Source organism: Serratia sp. A07 (genome assembly GCF_058725505.1).
The window spans coordinates 1-2,241 of record NZ_JBZXDO010000125.1; the positions used below are offsets into that span (position 1 = coordinate 1).

The 2,241-nt window shown below is 51.9% G+C and carries 1 protein-coding gene and 2 pseudogenes; 2 read left to right on the top strand and 1 reads right to left on the bottom strand.

The genetic code is table 11. From position 1 onward, the window contains the following. A pseudogene (gene recA / locus AC4PR2_RS28410) lies at positions 1 to 387 on the top strand (recombinase RecA); the annotation flags it as partial. A 55-nt stretch (positions 388 to 442) separates the two neighbouring features. On the opposite strand, the gene AC4PR2_RS28415 reads toward recA, so the two are convergent. Then, positions 443 to 1,015, bottom strand: a complete 573-nt coding sequence (locus AC4PR2_RS28415; protein WP_208061796.1) for a recombinase family protein — start codon at positions 1,013 to 1,015, stop codon at positions 443 to 445. Between the two features lie 170 nt (positions 1,016 to 1,185). On the opposite strand from AC4PR2_RS28415, the pseudogene AC4PR2_RS28420 reads away from it, so the two are divergent. After that, positions 1,186 to 2,166 (top strand): annotated as a pseudogene (locus AC4PR2_RS28420) (DUF4158 domain-containing protein); the annotation flags it as partial. Positions 2,167 to 2,241: the final 75 nt, after the last annotated feature.

Here is a 2,241-nt window from a genome sequence, read left to right on the forward strand (position 1 = left end):
CCGGTGGTGATTGGCAGCGAGACCCGCGTCAAGGTGGTCAAGAACAAGGTGGCACCGCCGTTCCGCCAGGCCGAGTTTCAGCTGCTGTACGGCGAAGGGATTTCCCGCGCCGGCGAGGTGCTGGACCTGGCAGTGGCGGCGAAAATCATCAGCAAGGCCGGCGCCTGGTACAGCTATCGCGAAGAGCGACTGGGACAGGGGCGCGAGAACACCGTGGCCTGGCTCAGGGAGCACCCTGCCCTGTTCGCCGACATCGAGGCACAGGTGCGAACCCATTACCTCAGCGGCCAGGCCGAACTGCCGCCGGTCAGCAAGCGTCCGGCCGAGGATGTTGCCGCGCTCACCGACGACGCCCTGACCGACGACGCTGTGGGACATGACCAATGAAAAAGCCCATCCCGCTGTTTTCGGGGTCTGAAGCCCAACCGTACGAAAACGTACGCTAAGTACATTTATTGACCAGCCTGGCTGACTCTATGTATTTGTACAGCGTTGGCCTCGATATCCCCATCAACACACAAATCTGCGCAACTGTATGTTTTTTATCGTTATAGAGTTGAACGGCAAGGGCCTGTTTATCTTTGCTCAGTGTTTTCGGCCTGCCGCCCTTACGTCCTCTGGCTCGCGCTGCCTGAAGCCCGGCCTGAGTTCTCTCTCTTGTCAGGTTACGTTCAAATTCTGCCAGCGCCCCAAAAAGATGAAATATCAGCATTCCGGAACTGGAGGTTGTGTCGATGGATTCCTGAAGGCTTTTTAAACCGATACCCTTCGACTCCAGATGTTTAACCATTTCAATTAAGTCTTTCAGGGAACGGCTCAGACGATCCAGTCGCCAGATCACCAGGGTGTCTCCGGGACGGGCAAAGTGGAGTGCTGCCTGTATCCCTGGACGTTCAGCTTTGGCTCCACTGATCTGGTCTTCGAATATTTTTCCGCACCCTGTTGCCTGAAGCGCATCCCGCTGCAAATCCAGATTCTGGTCATCGGTTGAGACCCGGGCGTATCCGATCAGCATTATTTCATCCCCAAAATGGCAATATACTCGTTAATTATAAACCAATGTTAACATTGATTTCTTTATCGGGTATGTTAACACCAATTATTCAGTCTTCTCGTTTTGAGTTTGAACGAAGAACCATAGTAAAGAAAACGACCGTTTTCTTTACTCATGCCAGGGAGGCTATTGTGCCCGCCGATTTTTTAAATGCCGATCAACGGGCCAGCTATGGTCAGTTTTCCGGCGAACCTAATGATGTTCAGTTGGCCCGCTTCTTTCTGTTGGATGAAGCGGATATGGAGTTCATTAACAACCGGCGCGGCAGGGCAAACCGTCTTGCAGTGGCGTTGCTGATTGGATGTGTTCGCTTTCTTGGCACATGGCCCCATAACCTGTCATTGATCCCGGCTAACGTACAGTGGTTTGTTGCACGACAACTGGGAATATCTGATACAGGCGTTCTTTCCGAATATTCCAGAAGAGAAACCACATTGCGCGAACATCAGGCACTGATACGACGGCAGTATGGCTATCGTGATTTTGCCTGGCCGTGGACCTTCAGGCTGAGCCGTTTACTGTTCACCCGCAGCTGGCTCAGCAATGAACGACCGGGATTACTTTTCGATCTGGCTACCAGCTGGCTCCTGCAAAACAAAATACTGTTGCCTGGCGTAACCACGCTGACCCGTCTGATATCGGAAATTCGTGAAAAATCAGCAGATAGGCTCTGGTCACGTCTTTCCGGGCTGGCATCAGGAGAACAATGCTCATTACTTGAAGAACTGTTACAGGTTCCTGATGGAGTGCGTACTTCACATTTTGATCAGTTAAGGAAAGGTCCTGTTGCCATCAGCGGTCCGGCATTTAATCAGGCCGTCTCGCGCTACCTGAAACTGAAAGCATTTGGTATGCAGGGTCTCGACTTTACCGGTATTCCTCCGGTGCGTTTCAATTCAGTCGCACGATATGCTGATATGATTTCAGTGTACAAAATAGCCAGGATGCCACCCGCAAGAAGAACGGCGATGCTGGTTGCGTTTGTCCGCTCCTACGAAATATCGGCACTGGATGACGCGCTGGACGTTCTGGATGGGGTTATTGCAGATATCGGTCGGGAGGCGAAAAAAATTGGGCAGAAAAAACGCCTGAGAACACTGAAAGATCTTGATGGTTAGGAAACTGAATCGACCCTTTTTGGGTTTCCTAATCATGAACCGTAGGGAGAAAGATCCGCAGGAGGTGGG

What these genes read in the sequence shown, in the direction of transcription:
- AC4PR2_RS28415 (WP_208061796.1), bottom strand. Translation starts at nt 1,015, where the DNA reads ATGCTGATCGGATACGCCCGGGTCTCAACCGATGACCAGAATCTGGAT.